The organism is Duganella sp. BJB476 (assembly GCF_003416895.1).
GTDB lineage: Bacteria > Pseudomonadota > Gammaproteobacteria > Burkholderiales > Burkholderiaceae_D > Rugamonas.
Genome location: NZ_QVIO01000001.1, coordinates 243,820 through 257,353 on the forward strand (window position 1 = coordinate 243,820; position 13,534 = coordinate 257,353).

Below are 13,534 nucleotides of genomic sequence, written 5' to 3' on the forward strand. Positions count from 1 at the left end.
CCATGCTGTTGGCTGTGACTTCTTAGGGCAGCAGCGCCTCGATCTGCGCCAGCGAAGGCGGCGACGCACCCGCAGCCAGGCATGCGGCGGCGCCGGCCGCCACGGCAAACTGCAAATGCTGCAAAGGCTGATTTTGCGGACGATGCATCATGCTCCATGCCAGCGCTGCGATGCTGGCGTCGCCCGCGCCGACGGTGTCGACCACGGTGATTGGCGGCGCAGGCAGGTGCCACGCCTGGTCGCCGACGTGCAGCGATGCACCGGCTCCGCCCTTGGTGTACAGCCAGGTGGCAGTGGGATTCCAGCTGCGCAGCGTAGCGAAGGCGCCGTCGATATCGGTGGTGCGGAACAGGCCTTCCAGGTCTTCTTCGGATACCTTGATGACGTCCGCCAGTTCCGTCATGCGGCGCAGCGTGGCGTCGTAATGCTCATCCATCAGCAAGCGGTAGTTCGGGTCGTAGCTGATGCGCACGCCGTCCCGCTTGAGCTGTCCGGCCAGCGCCACCAGCTTGTCCGCCAGCGGTTGGCGCGCCAGGCTGATGCCGCCGAAGTGCGCCCATTTGCAGTGCGCACGCCAGCCGTCCGGCAGCGCCGCCGCATCGAACTGCAAGTCGGCGCTGTCGTCGCCGACGAAGAAGTAAGCCGGCGGATCGGTGCGGTGCACGATCGCCAGCAATGGCGATTTGTCGCAACGCTGGAGGAAGCGCAGGTCCAGCCGCGCGGCCTCGCTGGCTTGCCACAGCGCGTCGCCGAAGACGTCGCGGCTGATGGCGCCGGCGAAGGCGGTCGGCACGTCCAGCCTGGCCATGGTGCGCGCCACGTTCCAGGTTGAGCCGCCCACCTGGCTATGCCACTGCTGCTGTTGTGAGTCCTGCACGATCATGTCGGTCAGCGCTTCGCCCGCCGCCACGAATACCGGAAAGGCCGTCATGCTTAGTCCTTCAATACGTTGAGCACTTCGTAGCAGGCGCCCATGGTGTGATAGTCCACCTTGCCGGCGGGGCTCTTCTCGTCGGTCAGCTTGCTGTTGTCCGCGCCGAGGATGCGATACCACGCGCCGTGCCGGTGGTCGACGAAATGCTCCCAGCTGTAAGCCCAGATCTTGTCGTACCAGGTCCAGTAGCGCGCTTCGCCGGTGCGCGCCGCCAGCAGCGCTGCGGTGGCCAGGCTTTCGGCCTGCACCCAGAAGTATTTGAGATCGTCGCAGATGCTGCCGTCCGGCGCGAAGCCGTAGTAGATGCCGCCGTGTTCATGGTCCCATGCCTTGGCCAGCGCCGCGTCGAACAGTTCGACGGCGCGTGGCAGCAGCCAGTTGCTGCCGCCTTCCAGCTGCGCGCCATGGCGCTCCAGCAGCAGCAACAGCTTGGCCCACTCGGTCAGGTGGCCCGGCTGGTAGCCCCACGGGCGGAAGATGTTGCTCTTGTCGTGGCGGTTGTATTCGGTGTCGACCGACCAGTCGGCGTGGTAGTGCTCCCAGATCAGGTTATCGGCCAGCGCGGCCTGGCGTTGCGTGATGTTGCGAGCCAGCGTTTCGGCGCGCAGCAGGTAGGCGCGTTCGCCGGTCGCCTCGAAGGCGGCGATCAGTGCTTCGCAGGCGTGCATATTGGCGTTCTGGCCGCGATAGGGCGCCAGGAAAGTCCAGTCGGAGCTGGCTTCGTCGGCGTACAGGCCGTGCGCGGATTGCCAGAAGCGGCGCTCCATCAGCGCATAGGTCTCGGCGATCCATTCGCGGGCCTGGGTTTCGCCGGCCATCAGCGCATGGCTGTAGGCCAGCAGCACGAAGGCCAGGCCGTAGCAGTGGTTGGTGCCGTCGGTGACGAGGCCCGCGCCGTTGTTCCAGTCCAGCTGCCACGCGTAGCCGCCGGTGTCGGCGTTGCGGTGAGCCTTGCGCAGGAAGTCCAGGCCGTGGCGCAGGCGCTGCTGGTCGCCCGCTTCGCCGAACTGGCGCCATGCCATCGCATGCGTGAAGATGAAGCGCGTGCTGCTGACCAGGTGGCGGGTGCGCGCGTCGTAGACCGTTCCATCATCCTTGTAAAAGTGATAGAAGCCGCCGCTGGGGTCCACGCAGCGGTCGTCGTAGAAGTGCTTGGTGTGGCGTATGTGGTTCAGCAGCGTTGCGCGGGATTGAAAATCTGGTACCATCGTCAGGTCCGTTTGTGGGTTAAAAAGCAGGCCGCCTTGTAAGGCAAAGCACTGTATGTTTTTCAGGCGCGCAGCAGCCCCCGCATACGGTTCCTGCGAACCGTACGCCCTGCGACAAAGCCTGGTCTGTAAAGATTATTTCTGTATGCGCCACCCGTCGAACACGGTGCTGGCACGGACGATCAATTCCACCGGCGCGATCTTTTCCACTGCCTCTTCCTGCTGCCCGCTGAGCAGCAGTTCCACGCCCAGCGCGCCCAGCGCTTTCTTATCGATGCGCAGCGTCGTCAGCGGACGATGTCCCAGCACGGCGGTCGCGATGTCGTCGAAGCCGACGATGGCGATGTCGTGCGGTACCTTCAAGCCCTTGGCCAGGCAGCAGCGCATCGCCACCAGCGCGGCGCTGTCGTTGTAGCAGAACACCGCATCCGGCGGATGGGGCAGCGACAGCAGCTTCTCCATCGCTTCCCAGGCGCCGGTTTCCAGGTCTACGCCGTCCGGCAATCCTGCTTCCAGGCGCGGATCGGCCAGTATGCCTTCTTCAAACAGCGCCTGCCGGTAGCCACGCGCGCGCTCGCGGATGCTGTAGTGCGACAGCGGGCCGGAGATGAAGCCTACGCGGGTGCGGCCGGTGTCGATCAGGTGCTTGGTGGCCAGGTAGCCACCCATCATATTGTCCGGGTTGACGGAGCTGTAGCCGCGCAGCTGCATATCGATCAGCACCAGCTGCTTGCCGGTCGAGCGCAGGGCGCTCAAGGTCTCCGGTTCGAAGAAGCCGGCGCAGACGATGCCGTCCGGCGCATGCATGCGTATCTGGTCGATCAAACCATCCGCCGGGCCGACCGCCATGAACGACAGCACGATGCCCTGCTTGCGGCAAGCTTCCTCTGCGCCGTGCAGCACCGGCGAGTAGAACGGGCTGCTCGACGCGGTGTTGTGCTGGCGGTGCAGCAGGAAGGTCAGCCGCCGCAGGCGTTTCGGCCGCAGCTTGCAAAAATCGTAGCCCAGTTCCCGCGCCGCTTCCAGCACCATCTGGCGGGTGGCTTCGGTCAGTCCCGGTTCATTCTTCAGCGCCCGCGAGATGGTCCCGGCGGACACCCCGGCGACACGGGCGATATCCCGTATCGTCACTCCGGCGACATTCGTGGCATTGCCCATCTACCCTCCAAGTATCTTTATGAAACTGCTCGCGGCGCGGCCGTCGGCAGGATTCTGTATGAGCGCAGTCTTGCATAAGCGTCCATACGCGGTCAAACAACTAGATGGTTTTCCCGAAAAGTTTAGCGCAATTTACTAAACATGCCAGTTTTAGCCTTTCGCTGCGCCGCAATGGTGGCGTCGCGCCTATATCGGCGTGTTTAGTGAAGGTGGCTAAACTGCGGCCGAAATGCGCTTGCTGTTTGACCACCGGATGGCGCCCATGCAGAATCTTTTTCATTAATATAAAAACCATCCATACAGGAGACAGATTTATGGAACACGTTGCATCGGCAGCTATGCGCCCTCACGGTCAAGCGGACCAGGAAGGAACCAGCAACACCGTCCCGCTGGTCATCATCACACTGCTGTTCTTCATGTGGGGGCTGCTAACGTCGCTAAACGACGTGCTGATTCCGCATCTGAAATCGATTTATACCCTTAATTATGTGCAGGCGATGCTGGTGCAGTTCTGCTTCTTCGGCGCCTACTTCATCGTCTCGCTGCCGGCCGGGATGCTGATCAAGCGTATCGGCTACCAGCGCGGCGCGGTCAGCGGCCTGGTACTGGCGGCCGGCGGTTGCGCGCTGTTCTATCCGGCGTCGATGAACGGCTACGCGCTGTTTCTGCTGGCCTTCTTCGTGCTCGCCAGCGGCATCACGATCCTGCAGGTGGCGGCCAATCCGTATGTGACGGTGCTGGGCGCGCCGGCCACCGCATCGAGCCGCCTGACGCTGACCCAGGCCTTCAATTCGCTGGGCACCACTATCGCACCCACGCTGGGCGGCATCCTGATCTTGTCTGAAGGCGCGCCCGTGGTGGCCAACCTGGTCAAGACCAAGGCCGAGGAAGCGGCCGCCGTGCAAGGTCCATATCTGGCGCTGGCTGCGGCGCTGCTGGCACTGGCCATCCTGTTCGCGCTGGTGCGCCTGCCGAAGATGACCCACGCGGAAGAGGAGGCCGGCGTTATCTCCGCCGTCGAGAAATCCGTGCTGGCGCATCGCCACCTGGTGCTGGGCGCGATCGGCATCTTCCTGTATGTGGGCGGAGAAGTCAGCATCGGCAGCTTCCTGATTAACTTCCTCGGCGAGTCGAATGTCGCCAGCCTGCCGGCCGGCGCCGCCGCGCACTACGTCAGCTACTACTGGGGCGGCGCCATGATCGGCCGCTTCATCGGCTTCGGCGTGATGCGCTATGTCAGCCCGGGCAAGGCGCTGGCCTTCAACTCGGCGGCGTCCATCGCGCTGATCCTGGCCGCCATCTTCGGCAGCGGCGCGGTCGCCATGTGGAGCATCATCGCGGTCGGCCTGTTCAACTCCATCATGTTCCCGACCATCTTCAGCATGGCGCTGCACAAGCTGGGCAAGCAGACCGGCCAAGGCTCAGGCATTCTGTGCATGGCCATCGTCGGCGGCGCGGTCGTGCCTTTCGCTCAGGGCTTGCTGGCTGACTCCATTGGCCTGCAATGGTCGTTTTTCGTGCCGGCTGCCTGCTACACCTTTATCCTTTACTTCGGCGTGAAGTATGCCAGCATGTACTCGACGAAATAGATCATGAAACGACTATTTAAATTCTGCGTCGCCGCGCTGATGGTGAGCGCCTGCGGCATGGTAGGCGCGGCCGGCAAGGCCGATTTCGTCAGCGTCAAGAAGACGCACTTTAACCGCAAGGGGCAGGCCTACTATATCGTCGGCGCCAACTTCTGGTACGGCGGCTACCTCGGCGTGGCCAGCGGCGTGGGCGAGCGTTCCCGCCTGCTGAAGGAGTTGGACAATATGCATGCGCTGGGCATCAATAACCTGCGCGTGCTGGCCGTGTCGGAAAAGACGGATATGAAGAGCGCAGTCAGTCCCGCGACGACGGCGGCGCCGGGCCAGTATGACGAGGAGTTGCTGGTCGGCCTGGACTTCCTGATGGCGGAAGTCGCCAAGCGCGATATGACGGCGGTGCTTTACCTGAACAACTTCTGGCAATGGTCCGGCGGCATGACGCAGTACCTGAACTGGTTCGAAGGCACGCCGGCGCTGGACCCGAACGTCACCAAGGACTTCGACGGCTTCCTGACGAGCACCGCCGCCTTCTATCGCAGCGCTGCCGCGCAGGCCGAGTACCGCAACGTGATCGCCAGTATCGTCAAGCGCGTCAACACGGTCACCGGCAAGCCATACTCCGAGGACGCCAGCATCATGGCGTGGCAGCTGGCGAACGAGCCGCGTCCGGGCACCAGCCAGGTCACGCCGAAGGAAAGGGCGGTCTACGTCAAATGGATAGACGAGACGGCAGGCTACATTCATAGCCTGGACAAGAACCACATGGTCAGCAGCGGCAGCGAAGGCGTGGTCGGCTCGGCGCAGGACGCGCAGCTCTACCTGGACGCGCACCGCACCAGCAATATCGACTACCTGACCTATCACCTGTGGCCCAAGAACTGGGGCTGGTTCGATTCGAAGAACCCCACCGGCAGCTGGGACGGCGCCATTGCCAAGAGCCGCGACTACCTGAACACGCACATCGAACTGGCGAAGAAGTTGAACAAGCCTATCGTGCTGGAAGAGTTCGGGCTGGACCGCGACGGTCCATCGTTCAGCATCAAGGCCACCACCAAGATCCGCGACCGCTACTACCGCGAAGTCTTCGACGTCATCTACCAGCGCGCTAGCAAAGGCGATCCGATCGCGGGCTTCAATTTCTGGGCATGGGGTGGCGCAGGCCGCGCTGCCAACGCGGATTACTGGTGGAAGCCGGGGAACGACTTCGTCGGCGACCCGCCGCAAGAAGAGCAGGGCCTGTACTCGGTATTCGATTCCGACGTCGGCTCGCTGCTGTTAATTAAGGAATACGCTGACCGCCTGCACGGCATCTGCCGCATTCCAACAACAAGCTCACAGGCTTTTTGTAAAGTTATGTAAGCATTTCTTACGAAGCCTTGCAGGGCGGGGGCGTTGTCCCCGCCATATCCCCTTCGCGTTCCCATCGGCAGTAAGGAAATGTAATGCAATAGTCCCGCGCTGAAAATTTATATCAATGAATTCAACGGCTTAGCTGGTTGGTTCTGTAAGGCAATCCACTCGCCTGTCACAGAAAAGCCGATGCTAGAATAAATTCATCGTTGTAAATAAAGCCATGCAAAGGGACTCATACATGCAAGTACGCCGGATTGTTCGCCACGCTCTGTTGATCGCCATGTTCTCCGCCCAGGCCTCCCAGGCCGGCACCCTGGTGATCGAAAGCTGGCGCGTCGACGATAAGACGCTGTGGGAAAAAGTACTGCTGCCGGCCTTCGAAAAGAGCAATCCCGGCATCGAAGTCAAATTCGCGCCGACCGCACCCACCGAGTACGACTCCAGCCTGGCCGCGCGCCTGGCTGGCGGCACCGCCGGCGACCTGATAGCCTGCCGTCCGTTCGATGTCTCGCTGTCGCTGTACAAGAAGGGTCATCTGGAGAAGCTGGACGGCAAGCCGGGCATGCAGAACTTCGCGCCCACGTCGACGGTGGCCTGGCAGACCGACGACGGCAAGGACACCTTCTGCATGCCGGTGGCCTCGGTGATCCACGGCTTCTTATACAACAAGAAGATCTTCAAGAAGCTGAACCTGCAACCGCCGAAGACCGTCGATGAATTCTTCGCCGTGCTGGAGGCGCTGAAGAAGGGCGGCGTCGCGCCGCTGGCGCTGGGCACGGCCGACCAGTGGGAATCGAGCCAAATGGTTTATACCAATATCGGCCCGAACTTCTGGCATGGCGAGGAAGGCCGCAAGGCGCTGATCTCCGGCAAAGCCAAATTGACCGACGCACCGTTCGTCGAGGCGCTGCAGTTCGAGCAGAAGATGGGCACTTATCTCAGCAAGGGCGCCAGCGCCCAAACCTACGGCGACAGCCAGAACCAGTTCGCGCTGGGCCGCGCCGCGATCTATCCAACCGGCTCCTGGGACATCTCGTACTTCGGCCAGACGCCGGGCCTGGAGCTGGGCGCGTTTGCGCCGCCGGTGCGCAAGGCCGGCGATCCATGCTTCATCTCCGACCACATGGACATCGGCATCGGCGTCAACAAAAAATCCCGCAACAAGGAAGACGCCTACAAATTCCTGGCCTGGGTGGGCTCGCAGGAATTCGCGGACATCTACACCAATCGCGTGACCGGATTCTTCTCACTGTCCAATCACCTGATCGCGGTGCGCGATCCGGTGGCCAAGCAGATGGCGGAATGGCGCGGCAGTTGCGCGTCGACGATACGCTTCAACGCCCAGGTGCTCAATCGCGGGCAGCCCAGCATGGAAAGCGAATTGTGGAACGTGAACGCGCAGGTATTGAACGGCAAGCTGGCGCCCAAGGATGCCGCGACCAAGCTGCAAAACGGTTTTGCGAAGTGGTACAAGCCACAGCAAAAGTAGTATCACACCAATCCCTCCCCCTGATTGTGTGATTCCTTTGGCCGGCGCCGGGCGCGGCGCCGGCTCTTTTTTGCCCGAATTCTGGAGGCTTACTTGAAACACGTGGTTAATACGGTGCGGCCCTGGCAGTTGCTGATGTTCCTGGCGCCGGCGGTGATCGTCTACTCCCTGTTTAGCGCGCTGCCGCTGGTGCAGACGCTGGCGCAGGGCTTCTTCAGCGCCGACGACAACGGCACGACGGTTTTCGTCGGCCTGGAAAACTTCCGCACCATCCTGCTCGATCCGGATTGGTCGGCGGGGTTCTGGAATGCGATGGCCAACAACGCCAAATTCTTCTGCATCCACATGCTGTTGCAGAACCCTGTCGGCCTGCTGCTGGCGACGCTGTTTAGTTTGAAAGGGCTGCGCGGCGCCCGTACCTACCGCACGCTGATCTTTTTGCCGACGCTGCTGTCGGTGGTGATCATCGGCTTTATCTGGCAGCTGATCCTGTCGCCGCTGTGGGGCGTGGGCGAGAAGCTGATGGGCTTTGCCGGCCTGGCTGACTGGTTCGCGCCGTGGATGGGGCAGGAGGAAACCGCACTGGCGACGCTGTCGATGATCTCGGTGTGGCAGTACATCGGCATGCCGATGATGCTGATCTACGCCGCGCTGCTGGCGGTGCCCGAGGAAATCGTCGAGGCGGCCCACGTGGAAGGCGCCAGCGCGCTGCGCATCTTCTGGCAGATCAAGCTGCCGCTGATCTACCCGACACTAGGCCTGGTGACGATACTGACCTTTGTCGCCAACTTCAACGCCTTCGATCTGATCTACTCGATCAAGGGCGCGCTGGCCGGGCCGAATTATTCGACCGATATCCTGGGCACGCTGTTCTACCGCACCTTCTTTGGCTATCAGGCGCAGGTCGGCAACGCCTACCTGGGTTCCGCCGTCGCCACGCTGATGTTCCTGGTGATCCTGGCCGGCGTGGGTGTCTATTTTGTCGGTGTCCAGCGCAGGCTGACCCGCTTTGCACTGTGAGGGCCGCGCCATGACCGCTATCGCCATGAATCCACCCGTACCGCTGGCCAGCCGCTTCGACCTGGGCCGCCTGATGGTGCACGCGACGCTGATCGCCTACACCGTGCTGGCGCTGTTCCCGATCGCGCTGATCCTGATTAACTCGGTCAAGAGCCGCGCCGCCATCTTCGACGATCCGCTGGCGCTGCCGACGATGGAGTCGCTGACCTTCATCGGCTTCCAGAAGGTCCTGGCCAGCACCAACTTCCTGCTTTACTTCGGCAACAGCCTGTATGTGACGCTGGTGGCGCTGCTGTGCATCGTGCTGTTCGGCGCCATGGCGGCGTGGGCGCTGTCGGAATACAGCTTCATGGGCAACCGTGTGCTGACGCTGTTCCTCGCCCTCGGCATCATGATCCCGATCCGCCTCGGCACGGTGTCGATACTGGAGTTGATGGTCAAGCTGGATCTGGTCAACACGCTGGCCGCGCTGATCCTGGTGTACACGGCGCAGGGCCTGCCGCTGGCGATCATGATCCTGTCCGAATTCATGCGCCAGGTGCCGTCGGAGTTGAAGGACGCGGCCCGCTGCGACGGCGTCGGCGAAGTCCGCATCTTCTTCCAGGTGGTGCTGCCGCTGATACGGCCGGCGATTGCGACGGTGGCGGTGTTCACCATGATCCCGGCCTGGAACGATTTGTGGTTTCCGCTGATCATGGCGCCGTCCGACCGCACCAAGACCGTCACGCTGGGCGTGCAGCAGTTCATCGGCCAATACGTGACCGACTGGAATTCCGTGCTGGCGGCGCTGTCGCTGGCGGTGATTCCGATGCTGATCTTGTACGCGATCTTTTCGCGTCAATTGATCCGCGGCCTGACGGCCGGTGCGGTCAAGTAACCCAACAACAGAAAGAGGAATGTAATGGCAAGTGTCAGCCTCAAACAGCTGCGTAAATCCTACGATGGCAAGACCGATGTCCTGGCCGGCATCGACCTGGATATCGCGCACGGCGAGTTCGTAGTGCTGGTCGGCCCCTCCGGCTGCGGCAAATCGACGCTGCTGCGGATGTTGTGCGGCCTAGAGAGCATCACCGGCGGCAGCATGTCGATCGGCGACGAGGTGGTCAACCACCTGCCGCCGGCCGAACGCGGCATCGCCATGGTGTTCCAGAGCTATGCGCTGTATCCGCACATGACGGTGTTCCAGAACATGGCCTTCGGCCTGAAGGTGGCCGGGGAGGGCAAGGCGGCGATCAAGGAACGCATCACCCGCGCCGCCGCCACGCTGAAGATCGAACATCTGCTGGAACGCCTGCCGCGCGAGCTGTCCGGCGGCCAGCGGCAGCGGGTGGCCATCGGCCGCGCCATCGTGCGCGAACCGCGCCTGTTCCTGTTCGACGAGCCGCTGTCCAACCTGGACGCCGCGCTGCGCGTGCAGACCCGCCTGGAGATCGCCAAGCTGCATCGCCAGCTGGACGCCACCATTGTCTACGTTACGCACGATCAGGTCGAGGCGATGACCTTGGGCGACAAAATCGTCGTCATGCATGAAGGGCAGATCCAGCAGGCCGGCACGCCGCTGGACCTGTATCAGCAGCCGCGCAACCTGTTCGTCGCCGGCTTTATCGGCTCGCCGAAGATGAACCTGATGGCCGGCACCGTGGCCGAAGCCAGCACCGGCGGCGTGCTGGTGCTGCTGCCCAGCGGCGAAGCAGTGCGCGCCGCCGTCGACGGCAGCGGCCTGCGCACCGGCATGAAGGTCACGCTCGGCCTGCGCGCCGAGCATATCAACGAATCGCGCGCCGGTTCGGAAGTTTTCAAAGGCGAGGTCAGTGTGGTCGAACACCTGGGCGAAGCCAATTACATCTACGTCAGTCGTGAAGGTGCAGAAGACGTGGTGATACGCGGAGACGGCGAACGTCACGTCGAGATCGGACAGTCCATCGTCTTCTCGGCCGACAGCACCGCCTTCCACGTGTTTGACGAAGGGGGACAGGCGCTACGCCGCCTGCGTCCGGGGAATATGGTGTCGGCCGCGCGCAGCATGATGCGCAGCGTCTGATATCAATGCGGTTCACATTTTTCAAACAAGGAGAATTGAATGACTAAGCCGGTACTTAAGAAAAAACTACTACCTCACTTGATCGCACTGGCGCTGAGCGGGGGCTTTGCGCACCAGGTCTATGCAGCCGATCCAGTTGTGGCCGAAGCGGCTCAAACCAGCGAGGCTGCACCCGTTGGCGACACCGCAACCGTCGAAGTGCGCGGCATCCGCGAACGCCTGAAGCGCAACCTGGCTGAGAAACGCGATTCCGGCAACGTCATCGACACCGTCACCGCCGAGGAAGTCGGCAAATTCCCGGACAAGAACGTGGCCGACTCGCTGCAACGCGTGCCGGGCATCTCCGTCGACCGCACCTGGGGTGAGGGCCGCGACATCTTCGTGCGCGGCACCGACAAGAACCTGAACCTGACCCAGTTGAACGGCCAGGCCGTCGCTTCCGGCTACTGGTGGAAGAACGATTCGCAAAGCCGCGGCTTCAACTACGACATCCTGGCTTCCGAACTGGTGGCGAGCATCGACGTGTATAAGAGTCCGTCGGCCGATCTGGACGAAGGCAGCATCGGCGGCCTGGTGATCGTCAAGACCCGCAAGCCCCTGCAACTGAAGCCTCTGGTGGCGCAGGTGTCGGTCGAGGAGACCTACAGCAAGCTGCCGAAGAAAACCGATCCGCAGATCTCCGGTTTGCTGAGCTGGACCAATGAGCAGAAAACCTTCGGCGCGCTGGTCGCCGTCAGCCGCCAGCAGCGCACCATGCGTCGCGACGGCCTGGAAAACTTCACCGACTCGACCAAGTACAACATCGTCGACCAGAACGGCGTCGTCACGCCGGGCGCTTATGCGTCGTGGGGCGGCGGCTCGGCGATCTTCCGTCAGGACCGCAAACGCACCACCGGCGACATCACCCTGCAAGCCCGCCCGAACGCCAACACCGACATCTCGCTGAACTACATGAACTCGGATATGAGCATGGACAACAGCAACCAGAACTACCTGTGGGAAGCGGGCGGCCTGGCGGATGCGAAGGGCAATATCGCCGTCACCAATCCGAAGTTCATCACCACCTCCGACGGCACCAAGGCGCTGGTCGGCGGCACCGTCGGCCCGACGGGTGGCGTATCGTTCGAGCCTATCTTCCGCCAGTCCTACATCAAGTCGGAAGTGCTGGACCTGGAAGGCACCTACGATGCCGACAACTGGAAATTCCACGGCCAGGCCGGCACCACCAAGGGCTCGGGCGGCAGCGACCATGACCGCAACTTCTGGTTCGTCGGGAATACCCGCACCACCTTCAACATCGCGCCGGACACGTATGAGGTCAAGTACCAGGACATCAATCCGCTCGACCCGAGCAAGCTGACGCTGCAAAGCTCGCGCGACTGGATCCGCCGCATGGAGACCAAGGAAAACTATGCGCAGGGTGATTTGACGCTGGACGTGAACAATGGCTTCTTCAAATCGATCAAGGTCGGCGCCAAGTTCCGCGACACCACGGTGCAGAACCACCGTACGATTGGCACCGACGGTCCTGGCAATCCAGGCTGGCAGTCGTTCTCGCTGGCCGACCTGTCGACCGGCGCTTCGCCTCTGCTGAGCCAGAAGGCCGCCAATCCGGGCTCGCTGACGCAGTACGCATGGGTGGATGATGGCCTGGCCTACTCCAAGGGCTTCCCTATGTACGACAAGGGCATGGTCTATGCGGAAGCGAAGGGCGAGTACTACAAGATCAAGGAAAAGATCTATGCGACCTATGCGCGCGCGGACTTCGCCACTGGCCAATGGCGTGGCGACTTCGGCGCCCGTATCGTCAAGACCGACCAGAACTCGGAGGCGTACCAGGACCTGACCGGCACCGGAAACTACACGCTGGCCAACGTCAGCCGCAGCTACACCGACGTGCTGCCCAACCTGAACGCGGTCTACACCGTCAGCAAGGAACTGCTGGTGCGCGGTGCCGTGGCGCGTGTGATGGCGCGTAACACCTACAGCGATTTGAGCGCCAGTACGGAAGTCAGCGGCACCACCAACGCCGCGACCTCCGGCAATCCGCTGCTCAAGCCTTACCACGCCAACCAGGCGGAACTCGGCGCCGAGTGGTACTACGCCGATGCGTCGCTGCTGTCGGCTACCGTGTTCGCTAAAAAGCTGGATACCTTCATCTACACGCAGACGGCGACGGAGAACGTTGGTGGCGTGATGCGTCCGGTCACCCGTCCGTACAACGCCAACAACGGCGAAACGGTCAACGGCCTGGAACTGCAATGGCAGCAAGCGTTCAGCAGCGGCTTCGGCGCCATCGTCAACTACACCTATACCGACGCCAAGACCGGCGCCAACGCGGCTGGCGTGAAGCTGAACGTGGTGGGCAACTCGCGCAACCAGGCCAATATCACCGGCTTCTTCGAGAAGAACGGTTACAGCGCGCGGCTGTCGTACAACTACCGCTCCAAGGCTTACGGTGCGCTGGATGAAGGTGGCCAGGACGTGACCAGCGCCTACGGCCAGTGGGATGCGTCGGCCAGCTGGGATATCACACCGAAGATCAGCCTGTACCTGACGGCGGTGAACATCACCAATGAAGTCATCCGTACCAATACGACCGACGGCTTGCCGGTGGGCGTGTATGAAAACGGCGCGCGTTACAGCGTTGGCTTGAAAGCCAAGTTCTAAAAAGCTGAACGCAGTACCTTGCTGGTGGCGAGATAAATAACGTTTGATCGGGAGAGTAATGATGTCGCATCA

At 62.2% G+C, this 13,534-nt stretch carries 10 protein-coding genes; 7 read left to right on the forward strand and 3 right to left on the reverse strand.

Translation table 11 applies throughout. The annotated features are described in order from the left end of the window. Positions 1-22 precede the first annotated feature (22 nt). From D0T21_RS01050 to D0T21_RS01060, 3 genes are all read right to left on the reverse strand, one after another. Positions 23-931 (reverse strand): carbohydrate kinase, encoded by a 909-nt coding sequence (locus D0T21_RS01050; protein WP_116988017.1) that lies wholly within the window; start codon positions 929-931, stop codon positions 23-25. 2 nt (positions 932-933) lie between these two features. Then, complete coding sequence (locus D0T21_RS01055; RefSeq protein ID WP_116988018.1) at positions 934-2,142, reverse strand: AGE family epimerase/isomerase; 1,209 nt, start codon at positions 2,140-2,142, stop codon at positions 934-936. A gap of 135 nt (positions 2,143-2,277) precedes the next feature. After that, a complete protein-coding gene (locus D0T21_RS01060) occupies positions 2,278-3,300 on the reverse strand; it encodes a LacI family DNA-binding transcriptional regulator (RefSeq protein ID WP_116988019.1) in 1,023 nt (340 codons plus the stop codon). Positions 3,301-3,614: 314 nt separating this feature from the next. On the opposite strand from D0T21_RS01060, the gene D0T21_RS01065 reads away from it, so the two are divergent. From D0T21_RS01065 to D0T21_RS01095, 7 genes are all read left to right on the forward strand, one after another. Then, positions 3,615-4,889 (forward strand): sugar MFS transporter, encoded by a 1,275-nt coding sequence (locus D0T21_RS01065; RefSeq protein WP_373886644.1) that lies wholly within the window; start codon positions 3,615-3,617, stop codon positions 4,887-4,889. Positions 4,890-4,892: 3 nt separating this feature from the next. Then, positions 4,893-6,248, forward strand: a complete 1,356-nt coding sequence (locus D0T21_RS01070; RefSeq protein ID WP_229211284.1) for a cellulase family glycosylhydrolase — start codon at positions 4,893-4,895, stop codon at positions 6,246-6,248. A 232-nt stretch (positions 6,249-6,480) separates the two neighbouring features. Further along, complete coding sequence (locus tag D0T21_RS01075) at positions 6,481-7,731, forward strand: ABC transporter substrate-binding protein (protein WP_116988022.1); 1,251 nt, start codon at positions 6,481-6,483, stop codon at positions 7,729-7,731. A 135-nt stretch (positions 7,732-7,866) separates the two neighbouring features. After that, positions 7,867-8,751: a carbohydrate ABC transporter permease gene (locus tag D0T21_RS01080; RefSeq protein WP_116989307.1), complete on the forward strand. Its 885-nt coding sequence runs from the start codon at positions 7,867-7,869 to the stop codon at positions 8,749-8,751. A gap of 25 nt (positions 8,752-8,776) precedes the next feature. After that, positions 8,777-9,628 carry a carbohydrate ABC transporter permease gene (locus tag D0T21_RS01085; RefSeq protein WP_229211285.1) on the forward strand — a complete coding sequence of 284 codons (852 nt, stop codon included), beginning with the start codon at positions 8,777-8,779 and terminating at the stop codon, positions 9,626-9,628. 24 nt (positions 9,629-9,652) lie between these two features. Then, complete coding sequence (locus D0T21_RS01090; RefSeq protein ID WP_116988024.1) at positions 9,653-10,792, forward strand: ABC transporter ATP-binding protein; 1,140 nt, start codon at positions 9,653-9,655, stop codon at positions 10,790-10,792. 39 nt (positions 10,793-10,831) lie between these two features. Continuing rightward, a complete protein-coding gene (locus D0T21_RS01095) occupies positions 10,832-13,462 on the forward strand; it encodes a TonB-dependent receptor (RefSeq protein ID WP_116988025.1) in 2,631 nt (876 codons plus the stop codon). Positions 13,463-13,534 lie beyond the last annotated feature (72 nt).

Bases quoted from the DNA above. Each gene is read 5' to 3' on its own strand.
- D0T21_RS01075 (WP_116988022.1), top strand. From the start codon at position 6,481: ATGCAAGTACGCCGGATTGTTCGCCACGCTCTGTTGATCGCCATGTTC.
- D0T21_RS01060 (WP_116988019.1), bottom strand. From the start codon at position 3,300: ATGGGCAATGCCACGAATGTCGCCGGAGTGACGATACGGGATATCGCC.
- D0T21_RS01085 (WP_229211285.1), top strand. From the start codon at position 8,777: ATGAATCCACCCGTACCGCTGGCCAGCCGCTTCGACCTGGGCCGCCTG.
- D0T21_RS01065 (WP_373886644.1), top strand. From the start codon at position 3,615: ATGGAACACGTTGCATCGGCAGCTATGCGCCCTCACGGTCAAGCGGAC.
- D0T21_RS01070 (WP_229211284.1), top strand. From the start codon at position 4,893: ATGAAACGACTATTTAAATTCTGCGTCGCCGCGCTGATGGTGAGCGCC.
- D0T21_RS01080 (WP_116989307.1), top strand. From the start codon at position 7,867: ATGTTCCTGGCGCCGGCGGTGATCGTCTACTCCCTGTTTAGCGCGCTG.
- D0T21_RS01055 (WP_116988018.1), bottom strand. From the start codon at position 2,142: ATGGTACCAGATTTTCAATCCCGCGCAACGCTGCTGAACCACATACGC.
- D0T21_RS01050 (WP_116988017.1), bottom strand. From the start codon at position 931: ATGACGGCCTTTCCGGTATTCGTGGCGGCGGGCGAAGCGCTGACCGAC.
- D0T21_RS01090 (WP_116988024.1), top strand. From the start codon at position 9,653: ATGGCAAGTGTCAGCCTCAAACAGCTGCGTAAATCCTACGATGGCAAG.
- D0T21_RS01095 (WP_116988025.1), top strand. From the start codon at position 10,832: ATGACTAAGCCGGTACTTAAGAAAAAACTACTACCTCACTTGATCGCA.